The following is a 21,874-nucleotide window of genomic DNA, read 5'->3' as shown; positions in this document are numbered from 1 at the left end:
ACTCAGCAGATGCGGTTTTGCTTGTATATATAGTAAATAATTGTTCCGAGTCACTTACGAATAATTATTTTTGAACACGTTTCTGAATTTCGGCAGTTTCCTTTTCAAAGCCAGGCTTACCCAAAAGAGCAAACATGTTAACTTTATAGGCTTCAACACCTGGTTGGTTGAATGGGTTAATCCCGTTCAAGTAGCCAGAAATACCCACAGCAGCTTCGAAGAAGTAGATTAAGTAGCCAAGTGAGTATTCCGTTTGATCGGGAATGTGAACGGCCATAACAGGAACATCGCCATCTGTGTGGGCTAATGTAACGGCACGGAATGCTTGCGTGTTCACATAATCCATCGTCTTGCCTTCAAGGTAGCCAATTTGGTCAAGGTCACTGTCTTCCTTAGGAATATCAATGTCGTAATTTGGTTTATCAACCTTAACAACAGTTTCCATTAAGTTACGACGGCCTTCTTGAATGTACTGGCCTAGTGAGTGCAGGTCAGTAGAGAAGTTAGCACTTGATGGGTAAATGCCCTTTTGGTCCTTCCCTTCTGATTCACCCATTAATTGCTTCCACCATTCAGCAAATGAAGCCATGGTTGGTTCGTAGTTTTCCAACAATTCTGTTGTCTTGCCCTTGCGGTACAAAATGTTCCGCAAAGCAGCGTAACGGTAAGCATCGTTGTCTTCAATCTTGTCTGATGTGTAATCTTTAGAAGCATCTGCAGCGCCTTGCATCAATTTATCAATGTCGGCACCAGAAGCAGCAATTGGTAACAAACCAACAGCACTCAATACAGAGAAACGACCACCAATACCATCAGGAACAACGAATTCTTCGTAACCCTCAGCATCAGATTCAGTCTTCAACGCGCCACGCGCACGGTCAGTTGTTGCATAGATACGCTTCTTAGCTTCAGCTTCACCGTACTTTTCAACCAACTTATCTTTGAAGATACGGAAGGCGATTGATGGTTCAGTCGTAGTCCCGGATTTCGAAATAACGTTAACAGAAAAGTCACGGTCACCAATCACATGAATCAAATCGTGAACATATGAAGATGAGATTGAGTTCCCAGCAAACAGAACCAAAGCGCCCTTACGTTCACTAGCAGGCAATGCGGTGTAAAAGGCTTCGTTTAAAAAGTCAATGGCAGCACGTGCACCAAGATATGATCCACCAATCCCAATGACAACCAATACTTCTGAATCACTTTGAATTTTCTTTGCAGCGGCCTTAATGCGGCTGAATTCGTCCTTATCGTAATTCGTTGGTAAATCGATCCAGTCACGGAAATCAGCACCCGCACCTGTACCATTACGTAATTCTGAGTCAGCTGCAGTGACCATTGCCTGCATTTCACCCAGTTCATTATCGTGAACAAACTTTGTCAGATTCGAGCTATCAAAGGAAATATATGCCATGCTTCTCCTACCTCTTTCTTATAATGATTACGGTTACAAGTATACACTAATACATTGGTCTGTGGGCAATGAAAGCCAATTCATGAAATTGGTATATACCAAAATCAATAATATTTTTGCTCGTCATCCCCATGCCATCAACACCTAGACCACTCAAAATTTTTTTGGTCTAATTTTTAATTTTCTTCTCAATTGAATGATATAGATCCCGTTCGTTTTTTTGTTTGCCAAACAAAAACAGCAGACATCCATCGTCTGCTGTAACTTTTTAAATACTATTACATTGTTCCAAGCATGATACCACCAACGATAATCAAGACAGAGCCGATGATGATATTGACCATTTCCCAATGCGTCTTGCGTTCGCCCAACAGCCAAATAGAACCAAAAGTAGAGATAATGATTCCCATCTGGGCCATTGAATAGGCAACCGCCAAACCAACTTTGATTGTTGCCAAGAACATGAACAGGTTACCAGTACCCCAGAAGAGACCGGTAATAATGTTTTTCCAAGATGGTAACTGCCACATTTCCTTACGAGCGCCAATCATGATAACGAACACGATTGCACCAAGGAACATCCCAATGGACTGTGGTAAAACAACCGCATGGGTAAAGTTCGTAACATCGCCAACGTTACCCCACTTTTCAAAACTCTTAATCACAATCGTGTAAGCGACATAACCAAGGGTTGAGTACGTCAAAGCACGTGCACCGGCGCCAGTATTCTCATGACGATCCGTCTTCGTAGCATTGCGTTTGTCAACTCTTGACGTAAGCGCCGCTCCAATGATCAAGGCAATCACAGCAAGCGTACCCAAAGTGTACTGACGGCCCGTTGTCCATTCTCTGAACAACAGCACACCAGCTAGTGCATTACCCGCAAGCTGCATCCCAGTCGAAATTGGAATCGTCTTGGAAACACCCAGTGCCTTCATAGAGGTAAACTGGCCACCTTGGCCAACTACCCAGAACAACCCGGATAAGATTCCGGCAATCCAAACTTTGGCATCCAATGTTGGTCGATAAATAAACCAAGCAATGATCCCAAAAACAACAGCCCCCATTGTCATACCAAGCGTTTGCTGAGCGGCAGAACCACCCAAACGGCCTGAAACAAGACCGATACTCCCCCAGGCAATGACAGGGACTAAGGCAATAAGAATGTTTGTAATTCCCATGATTCAAAAATCTCCAATTCTCTAAATCTCTTCGTTGTCTAGTTTATTCAATTATTCAGCAACCGTTGCTGCAACGTTGGCCACTTTAGCAGCTTCACTTAAATCGGCATCATCGACAAAACGTAATGCCAGTGACGAAGCACCAATAACACCGGCGTCGTTGCCTAATTTAGCCAATTTCAAAGTCGTTGAAGCACGGACGGTTGAGAAGGCTTCCTGCTGGAATGTCTTGTCAACAAGGTCAAGTAAGAACTGACCGGCTGCTGATACGCCACCACCAATAACGACATAACTTGGGTTCAACACGTTTGCCATATTAGCAACGGCTAAGCCAAGGTACTGGCCCACTTTGTTTGTTACTTCGTTAGCCAAGAAGTCACCTTGTTTAGCTAAATCAAAGACAATCTTGGACGTGATTTCATCGCCATTGTCGACCATTTTTTTAAGTTTGGAGTTACCAGAATATTCTTCGGCAAAATCGTGTGCCAAGTGAACAACACCTGTTGCTGAAGCATAGGTTTCCAAGCAACCATGTTTGCCACAGGTACACAAGTAACCACCAGGTTGAACGGTCACGTGACCAACTTCACCACCAGCACCGTTAACGCCGTGTTGCAAACGACCGCTGGCAATGATACCACCACCAACACCGGTTCCTAAAGTAATGAAGTCAACGTCTGGTTCATTGTTACCGGCACCCTTCCAACGCTCACCCAAGGCTGCAACATTGGCATCGTTGTCTAATGCAAACTTCATGTGTGTACCGGCTTCGATCTGTTCCTTCGCCTTCTGGGTTGTCTTCCAGTTCAAGTTGTACGCCGCAGTGACTGTGCCATTTGCAAGATCAACTGTCCCAGGTGTCCCCATCCCAATCCCAGCGAAATCATTAGCGCTCATTTTGTACAGATCTAAGTGATGATTAATTGATTGCACGATATCAGGAATGATGTGTGAACCCTCATCAAGAATGTTGGTTGGCACGCTCCACTTTTGTTGAACGTCACCATCTAGGGTTAAAATCGCGAATTTAATTGTTGTCCCACCAAGGTCAACACCGATTAACTTTTTCTTCTTAGCCATAAAATTTTTCTCCTCAATTCTCTTCTTAACAAATAAACATGTAAAAGGTTTACGGTTTATTCTCTTACAATGAAAGCGTTTTTACAACCCCTTTTACATAACTTTTCTAATTTATTGATAACGTTTACAACTCACAAAGTCGTTAATCCGCGCGGCTTAGCGGATTGTGGACTAGTCCATTATAAATTAATTTTTGTACGAAAAAAGTTTTCATTAATTATTAACTAGGCTTACGGTTTTAAAGATTGCCTGTGCGAACGGTTTTGCATACGTAATTTTGCAAAAAAGGCGTCATTCTGACGATTTGCCAGAATGACGCCTTCCTTAAGAACTGAAAATGAGCATTAATCTCATTCAGTTCACTACCGGATATAGTTTTATGGAGGTGGCGGGGATCGAACCCGCGTCCAAGCATATCGCCACCCGAACCTCTACGCTCATAGTCAAACCATTTAGATTTCACTAACCAAAACGCCGTTTGACCAGGCAACCGTGATTAGCTAAGCCTGATTAATCTCTTCTGCTCACTTCAGGCGTGAGTTAACAGCGTAGCCCAAATTTTTGAGACCCGTAACCCGCCACCTGGGCCGTAACGGACGGATCTACGTCAAGCTACAATTAAGCAGCTAAAGCGTAAGAATTGTTATCTTTTGCAGATAAAAATTAGGTAGCGTTTTTACGTGGACGCAACCCACGAAGCGCAGTTCAAGCTCGACCTATACCTGTCGAATCCAGAACACCCCCAAAAGGTGCGCTATTATCATAACACGAGACCTTATAAACGTCTACGTATGAGGTTTGCCTCAAGGCTAACAAAAACGCCCACCAAATATTGGCAGACGTTTTATTCTTTTACAAAGTAGATTCACGCTTTAAAACCTGATCAGCCAGTGAAGACCCCAGCAATCAACCACAGGTTTAAAATAATCAATACGACAGTGACGAGCCATGCCGTCCACTTTACCCATGCTTTATTGCGGAAATCACCCATCAATTCTTTGTTACTGGTGAACAGAACCAGTGGCACCATGGCAAACGGTAACGCGACACTCAGGAAAACCTGCGATAACGTCAGCAAGTTTTCAATCTTGGCCTCATTACCATGATAGATAAATGCGAAAATCAGCACTGGCGTAATGGACATCAACCGTGTTAACAGCCGCTGAGCCCACAGCGGAATGCGAAGATGAATGAACCCTTCCATAATAATTTGCCCAGCCAGCGTACCGGTAATGGTCGAACTTTGACCAGAAGCAAGCAACGCGATGGCAAACAGCATGCTGAGCAATGGGCTGGCAATGGCGCCCACAATCTTTGAGTTGCTTAACGCATTGAATAAATCAACAAATCGACCGAGTTCACTGTTAGTGCCGTAGAACAGCGCCGCACCAAGAATCAATAACAGACAGTTGACCACAAACGCAATCGTTAATTGAATGTTTGAGTCAGCAACTGTAAAACGAATGGCCTTTTTAACGCTGTCGTGATCGTCACGATCCAATGCCCGCGTTTGAGAGATAGATGATCCCAAGTACAAGTCATGTGGCATAACCGTGGCCCCCACAATCCCTAATGCCAGATAAAGCATTGGTTTGTGCGTTAGCAATTGTCCCGGATGTGGCACGAAGCCAGCGAAGATCTGTGGGACGTTTGGCTGGGCCAGAATGACTTCATACAAGAAGACGAACAGGATAACAGCCACTAGTGTGGCCACAATGGCTTCAATTTTACGGAAGCCCATTTTCATCAACACTAGCAACAGCAAGACGTCAAACGCCGTGATAATCAAGCCAACGATCAACGGGAAACCGAACAGCAACTCTAGCGCAATCCCTGAACCAATAATTTCTGCGACATCCGTCGCCATAATTGCAAGTTCTGTAATGATCCATAAAAAGATTCCCATACCACGGGACGTTCGTTCACGGGTCATCTGCGCCAAATCTTTACCAGTTACGATTCCTAACCGAGCTGACATTGCTTGCAACAGCATCGCAATTAAGCTCGACAGCAGAATGACACTGATTAATGCGTATTTGTACTGAGCACCCCCAGCAATTGACGTGATCCAGTTACCAGGATCCATGTACCCAACGGCGATCAATGCTCCCGGTCCAGTATAGGCTAGTAACGTTCTGAAATAGCCTGCGTGCTGCGGCACCAGAATGGAGCCGTTCACTTCATCCAAACTCTTGGCATGATTGCCAGTTGTATCAACAAAGTGTTTTTTCTTAGAAGTCTTCTTCTCGGCCACCAACGTGTCGTCCATGACTTCTTTTTTTTCGTGCTTTTTGCTCATTTTCGTGCCCTCTTTTCCGTTTTGATTCCTGAATAATCAGGTCTAATCCTTCAAAGATGGTCGCTAGCGTCGCATCATCAAAAAACACATCAGTGATACTGATTGGCTTTTTGCTAAGTCGACGTAACATCGGACTGTTACGCATTTAATTTTTGAATTTTAAAACCGTCACAATCACTCCGTCTTTGCGAAATTGATAGTCCTTTTTGAACCACGTATACTATGTGCCGAAATTGCCCAAATTACAAGCCATAAAGGTCGTTTGAAAATGGTTACATTGAAGTTTTTTTGTTATTTTTATAAAATCCGCAAAAAAGAAGAGAATGTGACATAAGTTTATCTGGGACGAATACTGTGAGTAATATCACGCTCCAAAGTTCTGAGAATTCCGCCTAACCCAAAACTGACCCATTCCCAAAGTTCGGGAATAAGTCAGTTTTACGTTAATGCTCGTTCTCAAATCGAACTTGTGTCACAAATCCAATAAATTTATTGAAATCACGATTTTTAACAGCTGTCTAAATTAGAATGAGTGTCAGTTTACTACAGCTGATGCGTCTGTCCTGCCGCGTCACGCCAAGAGACCACATTAACATCCTGATTGGTCGCGTCAGCTAGCGCATCACCAATTGAATCTTCTTTTTCACTCATTAGCGACGCAAGTTGATCTGCACTCACATTGCTATTAGTTAGAACCAATAACACACCCTGTTCAACATCATGAATCTCAAAATGAGCCTGGATGCTCGCGCCATTTACTAAATCAACACTGCCTTCATTCACAACGACTGTTGTCATTCATCGACTACCCCGTTTTCATTAAAATTTACACGTTTCATTTTGGTTTGCGCGAATCGTGTGTGCCATTCGGATCGGCAAACTTAGTCCCAAACTCACGAATAAAGGCTAACACTTGTTTAGCCTGATCCTCCCCGAATTCATTAATCCAAACGCTGAAGCGATGAGTCACCCGTTCACTGATTTGCGATTCTGCTTTGCTACCTTTAGCAGTTAAACTAAGATTCATTCGACGACGATCATGAGTATCCGCAACTTGCTTAATCAAATCCTTAGTTAATAAAGCACGAATCTGACGAGAAACTGCACTCCGTGTGACATTACGACGTGCAGCAATCTCCATCAACGTCAAGTTTTTTTCCCGCGAGACATCGTGCAAAATCAAATACTGTTCAAACGAAATTTGATACTCCGCCGCTGGTCGTGATACAAATTCATCTAAGTATTTTAAAAAGTGGATATAAACATCAATTGATTCATTCAATAATTCTTCGTTGGCCATTTGCTTCTTCCTCCATTTACAAACGAGGCACCACCAAAAAACGACTACCGTGGCCTACATACTCATCTACTATTATATACATAAACGGTGTGGCTTCTAGGAAAAAGGCCTACACCTTTGTGCAACCGTTTTTAACCACATTAATTGCGTTAATAAATAAAATAGTGCACGATGAAATAAACGTCAAATACGAAAAGATAAATACACTTTTTTAGGAGAATCTCATGAATAAAATCGTCTCTTCTTTATTAGCCGCGGCCATTTCAGCCACTGTGTTGGCTGGTTGCACACCATCGGCAAAGAACTCGGCATCATCACAACGCCAAACATCAAGTAAAAAGGTTGCTAGTGAATCAACACAATCAACACAGGCACATAAAAAAGCACCGGTAGCGACGTTTGCAAACAATACGCTTACGGCCAGCACCGGTACTATTAAAATTACAGGCCAACGTCAAGTTGCATCGGCATTTCCAAACCATCAGCAATTGCTCATCACTTACGATTACTCAAATCAATCGACGAAGCAACAAGTACCATCAGATTTATGGTCGAAACATTTCAAGGCCACCCAAGATGGCAAAAACTTAGTTAGTGGTTCATTATCACTGTCAGGTCAAAACAGTGACAGCGACAATGATGACATCAACAATTCTGTGACGCCAGTTGATGCTGGCCAACACGTCACAGTGGCGGCCATGTATAAAATTTCGCCGTCAGCTGGCCCGGTCACATTGACCGTGCATGATGGTCAGAAAAACATCGGCACCACGACATTAACAATCAATGCAAACGAATCAAACTAGATTAACTGGAGATTCATTCACTGGCGCCACTGTTTAGGGCTCCACAGTTGCCCTTCCATCGACCCATGCAAGCTGTCAATTTCATCCTGTTGTTCCTTGATTAAATCAATCGCTGCATCAATAGTCACCCGATTTTCGTCCGTTCGCAATTTTGCTAGTTCATCTAATACCCATTTTGCATCATGATCATTCATAAAGGGGCTTCCTCCTTAGGCGTGTTACGGGTAGTGTAGCATGTCATCCGGTGAAAGACCCTTTATTTTGCTTGCCACTTTATGAGCATCTGGTTCGAGTCGGTTCAAATCATCCCTTCAAGAAATTTTCATCCTCAAAGGCTGGGTTAGGATAGTGGTAAAATCCTTCTCCGCTTGAGACACCAAGTTTTCCTTTATCAAGGTACTCCGTTTTCATCATTGTCGCCAACTGTTTGAAGTCTGGATCTCCAGTTGTTGCGACATAGTTCTGGATAATATTGTAAACCGTCTGAATACCGACCATATCTAGGATTGCAAACGGACCCATCGGTGAACCCGTGGCAATCATCCAAGTTCGATCAATTGTTTGCGGATCACCGACACCCTTCAAATACAAAAGTTGTGCTGCATGTAAAAAAGGGACCAAAATAGAATTCAAGATGTAACCGGGCTGTTCTTTTTTAACTTCAATTGCAATCATGCCAATATCTTTTGCAAACTGAACGATCGTCTGATAAATATTTGCGTCAGTCCCCGCGTGCCCCATGATCTCGACAGTATTGTTCTTCCAGATTTCATTGGCAAAGTGTAACGCAAGAAACTGTTTAGGACGCCCTGTTGCTTCTGCAAATTGACTTGGAATTAGCGTCGATGAATTAGTAGCAAAAATCGTTTTGCTGGGCGCTACTTGGCTTAACTGTTGATAAAATTTTGTTTTTAAATCCAACACTTCAGGAATGGCTTCAATCACCAGGTCACTTTCCTGAACGGCGGTTTTCAGATCCGTCGCATAGCTTATTCGAGCCGGGGTTTCCCGTGCAACTTTTTCCGCATCCTGAATTCTGCCAATAATGGCATCTGGTAATCCGGGCAACAAGTTAGCGTTGTAGTTTGTCCCCTTTACAAGGTTACTAAACTGACTTTGTGAGCTTGCAATCTGGCTAGCATAAATTTCGGCCAGTCCACCAATACGCGTTTTGGCCTTGTCAATCACGTCACCGTTGATATCGTAAATAGTAACATCAAACCCCTTAAAGGCGACCTGAAATGCGATTTGACTTCCTAAAACACCGCTCCCTGCAACAGTTACATGTTTAATTGCCATGATTATCTCCCTTTCCAAATCTTTGTTCCGCTTTAAAGTCAGCTATTAAAAACTTTCCACCTTCACTATATGATTTCATTAACGTGGGAGATATTATTCATCCTTAAGAAATGAACCAATGATACTGTTTTGCTTACGATGAAAGAACGGTAACTTTTCCAACAAAAAAGGCAACTGCCACTTGTCTTTCAACCTAGCAGTTGCCTTGATATTTTATTATTTTCCAAGTCTTACACCAATGTTTGCAATTATTCTCATCAGAAGTGGTGTGTCAGTTTTTGCCAATTTGTTTAAAACATCGGGTGTCCATTTGCACTATGGTTCGGGAATGGTTGTTTCACAGCCCAGTGTTCAACTAATTGACCATCGCGAACACGGAAGATATCAACTTCTGCCATTTCGGTAGCTGTCGGAGAATCCTGCCTAATAACATGCAAATACACAAGATCATCCCGGTCGGCTACACTGACAACCGTCCGTTTCGACTCGTGCAAACTGCCTTGAGGACCAAACAAAACTCGATAATAATGCGTAAATGCTTCTGCGCCATCGGCAATGCTTGGATTGTGTTGAATGAACTCTGGCGCCACATATTGCGTCACTGCAGAGACATCGTGACGATTAAAGAAGGCATTCCAAAAAGCCAATACGACTTGGCAATTCGTAAACGGACTCAAATCAGGCGTTCCATCGTCGTTTAACAGTTGAACACTACCTGTAAACCGTTGGGGGCCCTTTTCCGAATCAAATCGAACGCCGACTAACGTATGCCTGTTAAAATCCATCGTTTCGGACATTGCACCGCGTAATCCCAACCAATTTAAATTGAATACACCATCGGCGAGCCGTGTGATCACTGCATCTACATTACGTTGTTGCAGCGTTTCATCAACTGTCGACGTCCAGGACAAATGTGTTTCATCTTCGACAACATCGATAAATTGACGTCCATCATCCTGTTTTACCAAAATCTTGCGATTAAAAAGTTGCTTAGTCATCTAACCCCCACCTCCGTTTTATTAATCTTACGGATATTAAGTGTGTAGGTGACGCCCGTCATGCAGTCCCAAAATGCCCAACAACACCATAATCAAAATTGCGGTAATGGCAATGATTGCTAGTTCAACCTGAAACCCCATAAGATCATCTCCTTAATTAATAGCTTCTTTCCATACCTCTATTCTAACCGATTCTGATTGTTTTGTAACCGTTTACAACTCGAATTGTTTTAAATCCCGTCTTTTACTAAATCGTGGGGCTGCTACCTAACAGACAATCATACTAATATAGAAACTTGAGGGTCTCACAAGGCTTTGATACTTCGATGAAGATCTTTGAATCACATGGTTCTTGAACTGATCAAGTAGTCCTTAATGACCATTCCCGATAATAGGTTACTCTGAGCGATAAAGTCCGTGGTACATGCTATAAAGATATTTTTAAAATAGTCATTGACAGCGCTTTCATTATTAGGTATATTGTTCTCGTAAGGTATTTAGTAATTACCTTCTAATCAATTCTCTTTCTCTCTTATGCCGGCCACCGTCGCAAGATGGTGGTTTTTTTTTACTCTTTTTTCGTCAGCAAATAAGTTTCATGCGATAATAGACTAGCGTTGTTTTAACAGAAAGGAGTTATATACGATGGCAGAAGAACCAGCACCGTTAAAAGAACCAGGCCATGAGTCGTTGGACATGATTGAAGAAATCACCCGAAAAGACGGCTCAAAGTACATGGAAATTGGCAATATGGTCCACAATGGGCGTGCAGAATTTGCAGCCGAGAAAAAGTTCATTAAAGAGGTCCGCATTCTAAAACTCAATATTCCTGAATCAGCAAACGTGATTAAATATGAAGATTACATTAATCATCATTTTCTCATGCAAGGTTGGGATATGGATCACTGGGAAGAATGGATTAAGACACCAGAAATACAGGCTGTGGTTGATTCTATTCTCAGAGAAAACCAAGTCGGTTAACCAAAAAAAGAGGCCAAAAAAGGAACCGACGGGCATCGGTTCCTTTCAAGGGCCATTTAGGTTAGGAACACCAAATCAACGATGTACCGTTCCAAGGCGTCATTGGGGTGAACGTCCTTGGAAGAGGAAGTAAATAAATGGTAATTTAAAGTTATCACGTATTTTAAATTATGTCTATCCATATTTTAATGTTTTTATTAGAAAAATAACCAAATTGCCATTTATCGATGATAATTTGGTTATTTCTTTTATAGACACCTAGGTATTGGGACATAACGCTTCGGCTTGAACCTTAGTGAAATGAAGGCAAATATTTTTCCTTTAATCGCAAGGTTTTATGCAGATTAACAATTGTCACAAACGCGAGTCTAACCCTGTCTTTTACTCATCTAATACAAATAAACGTTCATGGGCATGTCCACCCATGAACGTTTGTTTGTGTGACCTGAGAAAGCTAAAACATGTTATATCTGATTTTTTTATTTCTAGTATTTTTTGCTGAGCTTTGAAGCAGCTGCTTCGTCAATCACAACGATAACCTTGTCATGGTTCTGCAATGAGCTAGCAGGTAAATCTGGGGTAACAGGTCCCTCAATCATGCCCTTCACTGCATCAGCTTTTTCTTCACCATAGGCTTCCAGCAAAATTTGTTTATCCTTCAAGATTGAACCTATTCCCATAGAGTAAGCATACTTAGGAACCTCTTCTTCGTTATCGAAGAAACGTGCATTGGCAGCGATAGTAGATTCTGTTAATTTAACCTGATGCGTAGTGGAATCAAATGGCGTACCTGGTTCGTTAAACCCAATGTGGCCATTACGACCCAATCCAAGAATACCTAAATCGATTGGATTGTCAGCGATTACCTTGTCGTAACGCTTCGTTTCGGCTTCAGCATCTTTGTTTAACCCATCTGGCAAATATGAGTTTGCAAATGGCTTCTTGTTAAAGAAATGCTCGTGCATGAAATAGTTGTAGCTTTGTGGATGATCAGGTCCAAGACCAACATATTCATCCAAGTTTACAGAAGTCACGTGACTAAAGTCTAAGTCTGAACTCGTAATTTCATCATATGTTGAAATTGGCGTACTACCAGTTGCCAACCCAAATACCTTAGCACCATTAGCTAATGCGTCCTTAAACACTTGAAAACCTTGCTTACCGCCTTCAGCGGCGTTCTTTACAACAATAACCTTCATGTCGAGTCTCCCTTTTTCTTATTGGTATAGTCCAATTATAACAGGTCTAGACAATTTTACAAGTCACCTCAGCTGTAAATCTGATTTTTGTTTGTCAGAGCCACCTTCATACAAGTAAAGACTGTCCGTTTAACCTATTCAGTGAATTATTAAAAAGGACAGAAACTGTGTTATATGTTTGTTTAGAGAGGCCGCTGTAAGCACTATCGCATTTCAAGTTTCTGAGAATTCTACTTAACGTAATAGCACCCGATTCCCAAAGTGGGAATCGGGTGCTATTACGTTTCATAATCGTTCTCAAAACGGACGTGTGTCAAGACCTCTGTCCAAATAAAAGACAAAACATCTATTATTGAACCGTGACACTCTTAGCCAAATTTCGAGGTTTATCAACATCTAATCCCTTAAGCAAACTCGTGTAATAGGAAATGAGCTGAGCTGGAATGATGGTTAATAGCGGCGTTAACATCTCATCGACGTCTTCCAAAATAATGTCATCATGTGCTTTAGCCAACGACTTCGTCACAATCGTCATGATGTGGGAACCCCGAGCGGCAGTTTCTGCCAAATTGCTACGGGTCAGTGAAGCCGTTCGTTCTTGGGTAATGATACCGATGACCGGCGTGCCAGACTCAATCAATGCAATTGGGCCGTGTTTTAATTCACCGGCTGCGACCCCTTCGGAATGAATATAAGTAATTTCCTTTAATTTCAACGAGGCTTCAAGTGAAACCGCATAGTCAATGCCACGCCCAATGTAAAAGGCATCACGTTGATCGACAAAATTATCTTTAGCAACAGCTTCAAAACGTTCTTTCTGATCAACTAAAGCTTGAATACCATTAGCGACCAGTCCCAATTGGGGACGTAAGTCAAAATCGGCTGCGGCCACTTGTTGCGTTGCTTCTCCTAACGCCTTAGCAATAATAGCTTCCACAGCAATTTGAGCCGTATAAGCCTTGGTCGAAGCAACCGCAATTTCTGGACCCGCATTTAACAGCATTGTGTAGGTTGCTTCACGCGATAACGTTGAGTTTTGCACATTTGTGATTGTCAAACTGTGATAACCCTTTGCATTTACCTCAGTTAACACTTCACGGGAATCAGCAGTTTCACCACTTTGACTCAGGAAAATAAAGAAAGGATGTTTGGAGAGAATGGGTGAATTATAAGCAAACTCTGAAGAAACATGCGCTTCGGTAGGTACCGCTGCTAGCCGTTCAAATAAACGTTCACCGACTAGACCAGCGTGGTAGCTTGTCCCCGCAGCAACGATATACAACCGGTCGGCTGATTGTAGATCCGCCAACAGTTCGTCATCGATAGTCACTTGACCGTCATCATTGAAGTACGTTTGCGCTAATTTACGCATGACAGTTGGTTGGTCATCAATTTCTTTCAACATGTAATGTGGATAAGTTCCCTTATCGGCCTCACTGGCATCCATGCTGACGTGGAATGGCAAACGGGTAATGTGGTGTCCTTCCTCATCTTCAATATCAACTTTTTCAGGCGTTAAGATCATGATTTCGCCATCCTGCATCTCAATGAAATCATGCGTGTAGTTCAGCATTGCGATGGCATCTGAGCAAACGACGTTAAAGCCATTGCCGACACCAACTAGCAATGGGCTTTTATTTTTAGCAACAAACAAAGTGTCTGGTTCTTCGCGATCCATCAGCAAGAAACCGTATGAAGAATCTCCCACCAAGTAAAGCACTTTGCGGAAGGCTTCTAGGGTTGTTAAGTTATCATGTTTGACGAAGTAATCGATTAATTGAACGACGACTTCAGTGTCTGTTTCACTCTTGAACGTTACATCTTGGAGGTACTTGTCTCTTAATTCGATGTAGTTTTCAATGACACCGTTGTGAACCAAGTAAAAACGACCATCAGCAGATACCTGTGGATGCGCATTAGCAACACTAGGTTGTCCGTGCGTTGCCCACCGCGTATGCGCAATCCCCGTGGAACCGTGGACATCTTCACCGATTGCCTTAGCCAGATCAGCCACGCGGCCTTTTTCTTTAACTAAGTAATCTTTGCCATTTTGGTCGTTCACGTAAATTCCGGCTGAATCGTAGCCACGATATTCCAGACGGCGAAGACCATTCATCAACATTTCAACCGCATTTTCGTTTCCTGTCACTCCAACAATTCCACACATAACGTTCATCCTTTTCAAATTGGTATAGACTATTATAACACCGTTTTCTTTTTTGAAAGCAGTATTATAATAACGTTTTTAAACACTTCACGTCAACCTTTTGTCTTTAGTGGTCTATATGATTACCAAACCTTAATTTTCTCTAAATGGGAACATTTAGGCCAAATCCCCCCAGCACGACTAATGGCGGATTACCGTGCCAACCGGATTCGTGTTTGACTACATTAATGTGATATTTCGAATCGCAAACAAAAAAGCCGTGCCTCCAGAAACGGAAACACAGCTTAAATTATCGCGTTCATTGATTATGCTCATCAGCCAACAAAATAATCAGCCTTCAGTGCGCATTACCGCTATTCAATACCGACTTCTTGACGCACAACGTCAGCGATTTCATCGACATAACCGTCAACAACCTCCTGAGTTGGTGCCTCAGCCATCACCCGCAGCAATGGCTCAGTACCGCTTGGACGAACCAACACGCGTCCGTCGCCATTCATTTCAGTTTCGACCTTTTTGATAATTGCCTGAATCTGGTCATTTTCCAAAGCCGCCTTTTTATCAGCAACCTTAACGTTAACCAGTTTTTGAGGATACGTCGTTACTTCACTGGCTAGTTCAGACAACTTTTTACCAGTCGTTTGGACAATGTACATAAGTTGTAAGGCAGTTAACATGCCATCACCAGTTGTATTGAAGTCCAAGAAAACAACATGTCCAGACTGTTCACCACCGACGTTATAGCCATCCGCTAACATCTTTTCAACCACGTACCGGTCACCGACTTGCGTTTGCACGCTGTGCATCTCGTTGCCTTCCAGAGCCTTGTAAAGGCCAAGATTGCTCATCACTGTGGTGACAACTGTGTCTTTCTTAAGACGACCATGTTCATGCATATATTTACCACAGATGAACATGATCTTATCACCATTAACGATGTCACCATTTTCATCTACAGCAATACAACGATCACCATCGCCATCGAACGCAACACCCATAGTAGCGCCCTTCTCAACAACAAACTGTTGTAGCGCCTCAGGATGAGTAGAACCAACGCCATCATTAATGTTCAACCCATTAGGATTCGTCGCCATCGTGTCAAAATCAGTGTCTACATCTGCAAACAAACGTGATACCAATTTACTGGTAGCACCGTTGGCCGCATCCACGGCAATGTGTAAACCATTTAGCTGATCAGGAATCGTTTGCTCCAAGAATTGCGTGTATTTGGCAGCACCTTCTTGATAGTCTTCAACGGTTCCCAGTCCTTCTGCTGACGGTCGTGGCAATTCATCTTTGGGTGCATCCAAGAGGGTTTCAATTTCTTCTTCCAAAGAATCAGACAGTTTAAAACCGTCACCACCAAAGAACTTAATCCCGTTGTCAGCAACTGGATTGTGAGAAGCTGTAATCATGACACCGGCATCCGCTTGTTGTACCCGGACAAGGTATGCGACTCCGGGCGTTGTAATAACACCGAGTTTGAGTACTTCAATCCCAACTGACAAAAGCCCTGCAATCAGTGCTTCTTCCAACATTTGACCCGAAATACGCGTATCATGTGCCACCAAAACCTGTGGCTGATGATCTGCATCGGCGTGCTCCGTTAGCACGTACCCGCCGGCACGCCCAAGTCGGAATGCAAGTTCAGGACTCAAATTCTGATTTGCAATGCCTCGTACACCATCTGTTCCAAAATATTTCATTTGTTTCTTCCTCACTTCGTCGTTTGTCCCTAAAGACTTGTTTATTTGCTAACTAATTGCTGCCGGCAGCTGAACTACTGGACGCACTTGTGCTGCTACTGCCCGTTTCGCTGCTACTCGCCGTGGTATTCGTATCGTCGCTACTAGAAGATGTTTCACTGCTGCCGGCAGCTTCACTAGATGATTCATCAGAGGAACTTGTTGATGAATCGCCATGCTGAACCCCATTACTATCTGCGTTACTGGATGTCACTTTAATTGTTACATTGGCAGTCGTTTCAGAATAGCTTCTAATGCCACTGGCAGAAGGTGTTAGATTAACTTGTTGTTTTGTCGTTCCAACTGGTAGACCAGAAACATCTACGTTAGCTACTATACTACTCTTTAATTTGCTAATCGCACTCTTTGTGCCATATGCGGTCAAACTATCAACGTCACCGGTAATTGAATAGCTCTTACCATCCTCAGCATTCTTCGGCTCGTAATTAACCTTAACTTTCTTAGAACTTTCGTTGGACGTAATTGGCACGGTCACACTAGCCGTTGAAGGTGTCATCACCACATTAACTGTATGACCATTAGCATCCTGAGCCTCCAACTGAACGGTTGCTGTTAAGGTTGACGTGCTGTTCTTGGTCAAATTAATTGGTGCAACCACTTGAGCCACCTGTTCAACCTCAGACGTCGCACCGGTTACCGTAACACTATTAACTGACGTTGTTGGCGTGCCAACTTGATAGCCGCTTGCCAAACTGTTGGCATCATACTTCACGTGGACAGGCATTGTGATCGTTTCACGATGCGCAATTGTGACATTAATTGTCTTCGGCTCAATCTGGTAGGTTAATTCTTTATTGAGTCCGTCAGCCTTCAACATCACTTTGTGCTTACCCATTGACAGCTTTGACAAGTCTGCATTAATGCTAAAGTTCTGCGTGTTTGTCGTCGCCGTAACCAATGCAGCCGGTCCTGTGATTTTAACTTTAACGCGCTCTGGATAACCCGTTACAAAGTATTTATTTGAATTGATATTTAGTTGCAATGGCATCGACACCGTTTTCGTTTTGGTCGAAGTCAGTGATGACACCCTGCTAGGATTGTCCTGACGTGCTAAACGGGTGTCGTTGCCCGTCGAACCGGTGACGTAAATAACTAAGAAAATGGCCAAAACTAACGCTGATAAACGGTAGAAGAGTGTGCTATTGAGAAAGCGATTAAACTTTTTCATTTATGGCCACCTCCCCTAAAAATTCGGTTAACAATGTCCAAGAACCAATTGTGACGTTCTGGCTCTGCCGGGATTAATTGTTTACGAAGGTAATTTAGATAGTCTTCCTGAGTCAAATTACGCATCATTTCATTATTTCGCGTAAACATCACTTCGCCGGTTTCCTCGGACACGACAATGGTCAACGCATCCGTTACCTCGCTAATCCCCACAGCAGCACGATGACGTGTCCCTAACTCTTTAGGAATCAAATTACTGTCTGATAGCGGTAAATAGGCAGTAGCGGAAGCAATTCGATTATCCTTAATGATAACGGCCCCATCATGTAAGGGTGTATTGGGAATAAAAATATTGATCAAGAGCTCGCCGGTCACGTCCGCATCCAAATCAATCCCAGTTTCAATGTACTCTTCCAAACCAGTTTCCATTTGAATAGAAATTAGCGCCCCAATCCGGCGTTTGCTCATGTATTGAATAGCCTTATCCAACGCATCGATTAACTTTTCTTCATCATCGTGAGCCGTCCGGCCTCGTTGAATAAACGAGCCGCGACCCAAACGCTCAAGACCTTGCCGAATTTCCGGTTGAAAGATGATCACTAGGGCAATAACCCCCCAGTTAATGATCTGGTCCATGACCCAGGAAACTGTCTCTAAGCCCAGATACCAACTAGCAATCTTAATAATGATAATCACAAGGATCCCGCGGAACAACATTACCGCTCGCGTGCCTCGTAATAGCATAATCAGCTCATAAATAACAAACCAAATCACTAGAATGTCGAGCAAACGTGCTGCCGCCGTCCAGGTGAGCCAGTTGCTGGGATTAAGTAACATAACACTCCTCCTAAAATCGCCAAATGTTGGCGTGCGATCTTCACATTACGCTTCAAATCGCTCATTTAAGTATAGCAGATTTACCATCGTGCAAACCAATCGGCTAGCTTGTTGCCTCTGTTTGCAAATCTTCACCAAGCATTAACACATTTTCCGAATAGTTAACGTATTGACGCAGGTTAGCTGCCATTACAGCATTGATCCGTCCGGCATCCAACAATTCTGTCACCGCTGACCGTTCCGCTGCCAGCGCACGAACCCGTAAATCTCGTAAATTAGTTTCATACTGGAGCTGCCGAGCGCTGCCATTAGTCACAGGATGACGCCGCTCAATCCGGTAGCGGTAATGAACAATCAGATGATAAACACTTTGTCGTTGCTGTGCGTTCTTCTTGGCGTTATGGACTTTAAAGAAACGTGATAACCGGGCAATCGCTGCCTTGGCAGTCTCCGTTTCAACTAACTGTCGTTGCTGGCGAAAGGTGACCATATCATTGCCGGTCATTAAAATTCGTACACGCCGCAACCCATGTCGAATCAACCGTCTGGCTGTTCGCCAAGCGGGTAAGGCTTCCCGTCGCTGATGGGCATCAACATTGCGTAACCGCCACTTGATTTGGCGACGGTAATAACGAAAATTCCAAATATTGACTAGGCCGGCATCATGTAACTCCTGTAGCCGTTTCAACTCACCTTGCAAAGCAATTCGACGAATATCAACTTCAAAATCGATCATCGTTTTCACATCCTCGGAAGGCTGTGTTCGCATCTGCAAACGCCGAATAATAAATTGATAATCAAGAATCAAGTCATACGCTGCCCGTTGATTTTCAGGCCGTCGCAAGGACTCTAACACTCTAACTGCCGTTTTAGAAAGGTACGTTTTTGCTTCATCTACTGACATTAATGGCACCGTTTCGCCATCGTCAGCCTCTTCTTGCGCAGTTAATTCCTCCAACGTATCAACCTGACTGCCTCGGGTCAACAACATGGCACCACGCCGACTGATTAATGGCAAGGTCACTGCAGCGATGACCAAACTCAATACAATAACACCGGCAGCGACAAACAAAATCAATGACCGTTCCGGGAATGCATCCCCGTTACTAATGGTCGCCGGAATCGTCAGCACACCCGCTAACGTAATGGCACCACGGACACCTGTCAAACCGGAAACAATCGCTGTTTTAATCGTAACTGGTTCCGTGTTCTTATGTTCGATACGCCAGTTTTTGCTTAAACGGCTCAATGTCCCATAAACGTAAATCCAAACAGCCCGTAGGATGAAGAGAATGAGCCAAATCACAATGACATAGCCAATTGCACGCCACGTTCCCGTTGCTGGATCAGCAATTGTTGCCTTCGTTGCACTAGGCAACTCATCCCCAAGAATAATAAATACAATCCCGTTTAACACGTAAACCACAATATCCCATGTGCGCTCAATCAAAAGTCGCTGTTCAGGCAAATCCTCAACAATTCGGTTTTCTGAAACGTGGGCTAAAACGCCGGCCGTGACAACGGCAATGACGCCAGAAGCATGAATGGCCTCTGCACCGAGGTAAATCACGAACGGACCCACTAGTTGTAACACTGTGTTAAACACTGGATCATTGATTCCCGAGCGTCTCAACACCTCCCGCAACATTTGTAATCCTGTCATCACGACAAAACCGACCACAAAACCAGCGATACTGGTATAGAGAAAGTCGCCAGCAGCAGACCAAAGTGAAAATGTTCCGGTCACAGCCGCTGCTAGTGCATATTTAAACCCAATCAGACCACTAGCATCGTTGATCAAACTTTCGCCACTGACCAGATGAATAATTGCGGATGGTAAACTCACCTGCTCGGCGATGGATGTCACCGCTACAGGATCCGTCGGTGACAAGATGGCGGCCAACGCAAATCCCACGGATAACGGCAAGCCGGGAATGAGTAAGTGAAATAACCAGCCACCTAGTAGCGTGGTTAAGAACACAAGTAAGACTGCGTTTGCCAAGATTGGCCCCCGTAATGTCCACAACTCACTTTTTGGAAAACGTCGCCCATCATTAAATAGTAGTGGTGCAATAAATAATAGTAAGAACCAATCAGTTTCGAGTGGAATCGTAATGTGAAAGATAATGGACCATAATAATCCCAAGGTCACTTGAATCAAGCTGACCGGAATGGCCTCCAAGTAGTGTCCCAGTATGTTTGACAGCAGCACTAGCAGGACAAGAATGATCACCGCTTCAATAATGTTCAAGTTGTTGTCTCCCTTCCTGTGGCCACGTATTGGCACCACGCTCAACATGCATCTACTTCTATCATACAAAAAAATTGACGCATGACCAATCAGATTGGCCTGCGTCAGCAGATAAAATAATGTTATTTAAAGATTGAAACCTCACCTTTGTTTAATTGGCTATTTCAATCAGCCGACAAGCATGTCAATGCACTCAGCCAACAACAAATGTCTAGTTGTCACCAATGATTCTGACTTCTGTTTCAAGATGCACACCAAACTTAGCAAAAACTGTTTCTTGAACATGGTGAATAACCGCTAAATAATCTGTGGCCGTCGCTTCACCAACATTCACAATAAAGCCAGCATGCTTGGTTGAAACTTGTGCACCACCAGATGTATAGCCGCGTAGTTCACTGTCCGTAATCAATTTGCCAGCGAAGTACCCCTCTGGACGTTTGAACACAGAACCACAGGATGGCAATTCCAGCGGTTGTTTGGCAGCTCGACGTGCATTTAAATCGTCCATTTTTGCACGAATTGTAGTTGCTTCGCCTGGCACTAAGGTAAAACTGGCGCCAACGACAATATCCCCGGTCGTTTGAACCAGACTGTGTCGATAACCGAACGCCATCTCTTCAGCAGGATATGTCACGAACTCACCAGCACGCGTCAACACATCAACTGAGCTAACAATGTCCTTGACTTCCCCACCATATGCGCCGGCGTTCATGAAAACTGCTCCACCAACACTGCCGGGAATGCCAGCTGCAAACTCAAAACCAGTCAGACTATGCCGATAAGCAACTTCAGTCGCATCAATCAGCGCTGCACCAGCATCGGCAGTAACCGTGTTACCCGTCACAGTAATCGTCTTCATTTGGGTCAGAATAAGTACCAACCCACGAATGCCACCATCACGAACAATCAAGTTGCTAGCATTGCCAATCACCGTTAATGGCATCTCATGAAGTCTGGCAAAATCGACAAACTTGGCCACTTCAGCACGCGACTCAGGAAAGGCGAGCCAGTCAGCCGGACCGCCCGTTTTCGTATTTGTGTAATTCCCCAATGGTTCGTTTTGCATCACCTTGCTGGACGCAAAAACAGTTTTTAAATCAACCTGTTGCATGATGTCACCCATTTA

18 protein-coding genes and 1 other RNA gene are annotated in these 21,874 nt (G+C 43.6%); 2 read left to right on the top strand and 17 right to left on the bottom strand.

The annotated features are described in order from the left end of the window. Nucleotides 1-64: 64 nt before the first annotated feature. From G400_RS0104315 to G400_RS0104285, 7 genes are all read right to left on the bottom strand, one after another. Nucleotides 65-1,417, bottom strand: a complete 1,353-nt coding sequence (locus G400_RS0104315; protein WP_017262254.1) for a glucose-6-phosphate isomerase — start codon at nt 1,415-1,417, stop codon at nt 65-67. 278 nt (nt 1,418-1,695) lie between these two features. After that, entirely contained in the window at nt 1,696-2,598 is a 903-nt protein-coding gene (locus tag G400_RS0104305; protein WP_017262252.1) for a GRP family sugar transporter, read from the bottom strand. A 51-nt stretch (nt 2,599-2,649) separates the two neighbouring features. Further along, nucleotides 2,650-3,678 (bottom strand): ROK family glucokinase, encoded by a 1,029-nt coding sequence (locus G400_RS0104300; RefSeq protein WP_017262251.1) that lies wholly within the window; start codon nt 3,676-3,678, stop codon nt 2,650-2,652. A gap of 377 nt (nt 3,679-4,055) precedes the next feature. Next, nucleotides 4,056-4,422: a transfer-messenger RNA gene (gene ssrA / locus G400_RS16035) on the bottom strand. Nucleotides 4,423-4,561: 139 nt separating this feature from the next. Next, on the bottom strand, nt 4,562-5,947 hold the full coding sequence (locus G400_RS0104295) for an Nramp family divalent metal transporter (RefSeq protein ID WP_152323516.1): 1,386 nt from the start codon (nt 5,945-5,947) through the stop codon (nt 4,562-4,564). 573 nt (nt 5,948-6,520) lie between these two features. Then, nucleotides 6,521-6,775, bottom strand: a complete 255-nt coding sequence (locus tag G400_RS0104290) for a hypothetical protein (protein WP_017262249.1) — start codon at nt 6,773-6,775, stop codon at nt 6,521-6,523. Between the two features lie 37 nt (nt 6,776-6,812). Continuing rightward, a complete protein-coding gene (locus G400_RS0104285) occupies nt 6,813-7,277 on the bottom strand; it encodes a MarR family winged helix-turn-helix transcriptional regulator (protein WP_017262248.1) in 465 nt (154 codons plus the stop codon). Between the two features lie 224 nt (nt 7,278-7,501). Here G400_RS0104285 and G400_RS0104280 point away from each other — a divergent pair, with 224 nt between their 5' ends. After that, the gene (locus G400_RS0104280; protein WP_017262247.1) at nt 7,502-8,083 is read left to right on the top strand and encodes a DUF5067 domain-containing protein; all 582 of its coding nucleotides are present in this window, start codon (nt 7,502-7,504) and stop codon (nt 8,081-8,083) included. Nucleotides 8,084-8,100: 17 nt separating this feature from the next. Here G400_RS0104280 and G400_RS16435 read toward each other — a convergent pair whose 3' ends face one another. The 3 genes from G400_RS16435 to G400_RS15655 form a co-directional block, all read right to left on the bottom strand. Continuing rightward, entirely contained in the window at nt 8,101-8,277 is a 177-nt protein-coding gene (locus G400_RS16435; RefSeq protein ID WP_017262246.1) for a hypothetical protein, read from the bottom strand. Between the two features lie 109 nt (nt 8,278-8,386). After that, nucleotides 8,387-9,382, bottom strand: a complete 996-nt coding sequence (locus tag G400_RS0104270; protein ID WP_017262245.1) for a 3-hydroxyacyl-CoA dehydrogenase — start codon at nt 9,380-9,382, stop codon at nt 8,387-8,389. 290 nt (nt 9,383-9,672) lie between these two features. Beyond that, nucleotides 9,673-10,380: a nuclear transport factor 2 family protein gene (locus tag G400_RS15655; protein WP_017262244.1), complete on the bottom strand. Its 708-nt coding sequence runs from the start codon at nt 10,378-10,380 to the stop codon at nt 9,673-9,675. Between the two features lie 645 nt (nt 10,381-11,025). On the opposite strand from G400_RS15655, the gene G400_RS0104255 reads away from it, so the two are divergent. After that, nucleotides 11,026-11,361, top strand: a complete 336-nt coding sequence (locus G400_RS0104255) for a hypothetical protein (protein ID WP_017262242.1) — start codon at nt 11,026-11,028, stop codon at nt 11,359-11,361. 485 nt (nt 11,362-11,846) lie between these two features. Here G400_RS0104255 and nagB read toward each other — a convergent pair whose 3' ends face one another. The 7 genes from nagB to murB form a co-directional block, all read right to left on the bottom strand. Continuing rightward, nucleotides 11,847-12,560 (bottom strand): glucosamine-6-phosphate deaminase, encoded by a 714-nt coding sequence (gene nagB / locus G400_RS0104250; protein ID WP_017262241.1) that lies wholly within the window; start codon nt 12,558-12,560, stop codon nt 11,847-11,849. 349 nt (nt 12,561-12,909) lie between these two features. Then, the gene (gene glmS / locus G400_RS0104245) at nt 12,910-14,727 is read right to left on the bottom strand and encodes a glutamine--fructose-6-phosphate transaminase (isomerizing) (RefSeq protein WP_017262240.1); all 1,818 of its coding nucleotides are present in this window, start codon (nt 14,725-14,727) and stop codon (nt 12,910-12,912) included. 353 nt (nt 14,728-15,080) lie between these two features. Next, nucleotides 15,081-16,433 (bottom strand): phosphoglucosamine mutase, encoded by a 1,353-nt coding sequence (gene glmM, locus G400_RS0104240; protein ID WP_017262239.1) that lies wholly within the window; start codon nt 16,431-16,433, stop codon nt 15,081-15,083. A 52-nt stretch (nt 16,434-16,485) separates the two neighbouring features. Then, on the bottom strand, nt 16,486-17,661 hold the full coding sequence (locus G400_RS14430; RefSeq protein WP_017262238.1) for a CdaR family protein: 1,176 nt from the start codon (nt 17,659-17,661) through the stop codon (nt 16,486-16,488). Then, a complete protein-coding gene (cdaA, locus tag G400_RS0104230; protein ID WP_017262237.1) occupies nt 17,658-18,497 on the bottom strand; it encodes a diadenylate cyclase CdaA in 840 nt (279 codons plus the stop codon). The genes G400_RS14430 and cdaA overlap by 4 nt, the downstream gene beginning before the upstream one ends. Before the next feature lie 103 nt (nt 18,498-18,600). Then, nucleotides 18,601-20,748 (bottom strand): cation:proton antiporter, encoded by a 2,148-nt coding sequence (locus G400_RS0104225; protein WP_017262236.1) that lies wholly within the window; start codon nt 20,746-20,748, stop codon nt 18,601-18,603. A 211-nt stretch (nt 20,749-20,959) separates the two neighbouring features. Then, nucleotides 20,960-21,871 (bottom strand): UDP-N-acetylmuramate dehydrogenase, encoded by a 912-nt coding sequence (gene murB / locus G400_RS0104220; RefSeq protein WP_017262235.1) that lies wholly within the window; start codon nt 21,869-21,871, stop codon nt 20,960-20,962. Between the last annotated feature and the right edge of the window lie 3 nt (nt 21,872-21,874).

It is taken from the genome of Furfurilactobacillus rossiae DSM 15814, assembly GCF_000428925.1.
GTDB lineage: Bacteria > Bacillota > Bacilli > Lactobacillales > Lactobacillaceae > Furfurilactobacillus > Furfurilactobacillus rossiae.
Note: the sequence above shows the minus strand (reverse complement) of the source record. Positions and strands in the feature narration are given on the sequence as shown.

What these genes read in the sequence shown, in the direction of transcription:
- G400_RS0104300 (WP_017262251.1), bottom strand. Translation starts at nt 3,678, where the DNA reads ATGGCTAAGAAGAAAAAGTTAATCGGTGTTGACCTTGGTGGGACAACA.
- G400_RS0104255 (WP_017262242.1), top strand. Translation starts at nt 11,026, where the DNA reads ATGGCAGAAGAACCAGCACCGTTAAAAGAACCAGGCCATGAGTCGTTG.
- nagB (WP_017262241.1), bottom strand. Translation starts at nt 12,560, where the DNA reads ATGAAGGTTATTGTTGTAAAGAACGCCGCTGAAGGCGGTAAGCAAGGT.
- G400_RS14430 (WP_017262238.1), bottom strand. Translation starts at nt 17,661, where the DNA reads ATGAAAAAGTTTAATCGCTTTCTCAATAGCACACTCTTCTACCGTTTA.
- G400_RS0104290 (WP_017262249.1), bottom strand. Translation starts at nt 6,775, where the DNA reads ATGACAACAGTCGTTGTGAATGAAGGCAGTGTTGATTTAGTAAATGGC.
- glmM (WP_017262239.1), bottom strand. Translation starts at nt 16,433, where the DNA reads ATGAAATATTTTGGAACAGATGGTGTACGAGGCATTGCAAATCAGAAT.
- G400_RS0104295 (WP_152323516.1), bottom strand. Translation starts at nt 5,947, where the DNA reads ATGGACGACACGTTGGTGGCCGAGAAGAAGACTTCTAAGAAAAAACAC.
- G400_RS0104285 (WP_017262248.1), bottom strand. Translation starts at nt 7,277, where the DNA reads ATGGCCAACGAAGAATTATTGAATGAATCAATTGATGTTTATATCCAC.
- G400_RS0104280 (WP_017262247.1), top strand. Translation starts at nt 7,502, where the DNA reads ATGAATAAAATCGTCTCTTCTTTATTAGCCGCGGCCATTTCAGCCACT.
- murB (WP_017262235.1), bottom strand. Translation starts at nt 21,871, where the DNA reads ATGGGTGACATCATGCAACAGGTTGATTTAAAAACTGTTTTTGCGTCC.
- G400_RS15655 (WP_017262244.1), bottom strand. Translation starts at nt 10,380, where the DNA reads ATGACTAAGCAACTTTTTAATCGCAAGATTTTGGTAAAACAGGATGAT.
- glmS (WP_017262240.1), bottom strand. Translation starts at nt 14,727, where the DNA reads ATGTGTGGAATTGTTGGAGTGACAGGAAACGAAAATGCGGTTGAAATG.
- cdaA (WP_017262237.1), bottom strand. Translation starts at nt 18,497, where the DNA reads ATGTTACTTAATCCCAGCAACTGGCTCACCTGGACGGCGGCAGCACGT.
- G400_RS0104305 (WP_017262252.1), bottom strand. Translation starts at nt 2,598, where the DNA reads ATGGGAATTACAAACATTCTTATTGCCTTAGTCCCTGTCATTGCCTGG.
- G400_RS0104270 (WP_017262245.1), bottom strand. Translation starts at nt 9,382, where the DNA reads ATGGCAATTAAACATGTAACTGTTGCAGGGAGCGGTGTTTTAGGAAGT.
- G400_RS16435 (WP_017262246.1), bottom strand. Translation starts at nt 8,277, where the DNA reads ATGAATGATCATGATGCAAAATGGGTATTAGATGAACTAGCAAAATTG.
- G400_RS0104315 (WP_017262254.1), bottom strand. Translation starts at nt 1,417, where the DNA reads ATGGCATATATTTCCTTTGATAGCTCGAATCTGACAAAGTTTGTTCAC.